The 2,046-nt window shown below is 60.5% G+C and carries 2 protein-coding genes; one reads left to right on the plus strand and one right to left on the minus strand.

The genetic code is table 11. The annotated features are described in order from the left end of the window. On the minus strand, positions 1-1,338 hold a 1,338-nt coding region (locus ACYVDE_RS21115; RefSeq protein ID WP_460503510.1), incomplete at its 3' end, for a hypothetical protein. Positions 1,339-1,713: 375 nt separating this feature from the next. Here ACYVDE_RS21115 and ACYVDE_RS21120 point away from each other — a divergent pair. Then, positions 1,714-2,046 (plus strand): hypothetical protein (locus ACYVDE_RS21120; protein ID WP_460503511.1); only part of this gene is annotated, 333 nt, incomplete at its 3' end.

Genomic DNA, 2,046 nt, shown 5'->3' on the forward strand with positions numbered 1-2,046 from the left:
CGCATCGGCCAGGCCACGCAGCAGGCGCAGCAGCAGGCGGGTGCGCTGGGCACTGGCGTCGGGCAGGTGCCGCTGCTGGTATTTGCGCAGGCGTTCGAGGCGCACCAGGGCCTCATCGAGCTTGTGCTGACGGAGGTAGTAGAGCAGCTGCAGCACCAGAATCGCAATATTCTGCCCGCTTTTGTCGCGGCTGTATTCGGGCAGCATCAGGGCCCACTGGGCCGGCGGGGTGAGGACGGCCGGTGGGGCGGGCGGAGCCACAAAATCGACGTAGCCGCGGTACAAATCCCAGCGCTCGAGGGCCGTGGTGCGCAGCTTCACCATGGCGGGGTTGGCCAGCACGGTTTGCAGCAACTGCTGGGCGTAGGCGTACTTTTTATCGTGCAACGCCAGCAGCAGGTGCTGCTCCTGAAAGAAAAACCAGTTGCTCGACGTGGGCGCAAACAGCCCAATACCTTCCTGCGCGGCGACCAACCCCAGCGCCACCTGCCCGCTGCGCAGGTACGCCATCACGCACGCAAAGGCGTTGTAGCGCTGGTCGAAGCGTCGGGCGTTGAGCTTGCCCTGGGCGAACTGTTGGGTCGCGGCGGCTGTCAGTCGGATGATTTCGGCGTAGTTGCCAGTTAGCTCTTCCAATGCCAGTCGCAGCCGGTACACAAACGAAAACGTGTTGAATGTGTCGGCCTGCTGGTGCAGCGCCTCCAGCTGCTCAATCCGCTCGGGCAGCTGCGGCAGCAGGGCGCGGCGGTCTTTTATCGGACCCGACAGCAGCAAAAACATGTCGTTGAAGATGCGCTCGGCTTCGTCTTCGAGCTGCAGCACGCGCAGGCTTTGCTGCAGTACCTGGTCCATTTGCCGGTACTCGGCCGCCTTGTTGAGCTGCGCGTAGAGGGTGGCCAGCTGGCGGGCACTCTGCACGGCGTAGGTGGTAAAGTCGCCGGCCTGCGCCTCGGCCAGGCAACGGCGCAGCAGGCGGATGCTCAGCAGGAAATCGCCTTCGGCAGCCAGGGCGGTGCCCTTGTGCAGCAGGTCGAGGCAGGCCATCTGGTGGCGGCGCCACACCGCGCCGAGCGGGTCGTCGTAATCGAGAAAGTACAGGTGGTTGAGCAGCTTGCTCTGCACCCGGCTTTTCAAACGCTTCAGGGCCACCACGTTGGCGTCGGTAGCTTGGCCGTACAGGGCTTTGGCTACCTGCAGCTGCGTGCGGGCCGGGCTGTTCAGCAGCAGGCTCACCAGCTGGCTTTCCCGGCCGTCAACCATTTGGTTCAGGTCGATGAGGGGAAGCGTGGACTGCCGCCGCAGGTCAATAATTCGGGCCAGGGTCGCAAGCTCGTCCATGCGGCAAAATCAGCAGTTGGGGAATAAAACGCTTGCACCAGCCGCCGTAACAGCTGGCCGTAGCATGCGCGTGATTAAGGGTTGAATGTCCCGAAATCCGGGATTTTCGTTCAGCGGTAAACGCCAAATAACAGCATTATTGCCCAATTGACGGCATTTCGGACGGCCGCAGGCCTGGCTCAGTGACGCACTGTCCGTGTCCTTAAAACACGTGTTTTTTCCTTTTTTGAGGTGCCACCGAGCCGTAGTTTTGTCAAAAGTATTCTCATATTCAATCGGTTAATTTATTTCCATCAATTAGATTTCACTGATACACAAGCGGACTGACGAAGCAGGCCGGTGTTCCATTTCCCTCCTGTTTTGGCAGGAGCCACATTGCTGCCTGCTTCTTTATTTTCCCTTTTTTCTGCCCGAAAATCCATTTATCCTTCCTTTCCACGCTGGTGCAAGGGGTTGCAATTCCCAGCCCAGGTACTGTTTTGTCCATCTACCGGCCGCATTGCGAAAGCCGGCCCCGAATACGGAGGCCCTTCGCAGCGAAAAGCGTCTACCCACGCTGGCCCGACAAAACAAAAGCAGAAGAGCCTGCGCCATTTTGGTGCAGGCTCTTCTGCTTTTGTTTGGGGAATAGCTTGGTGCCGTTATGCCCAATTCCGCCCGCGCGGGCCGGCGGCCTTGCTGGCTTGGCGGGCCGCCCGCGCCGCCAGT

The organism is Hymenobacter agri (assembly GCF_054778495.1).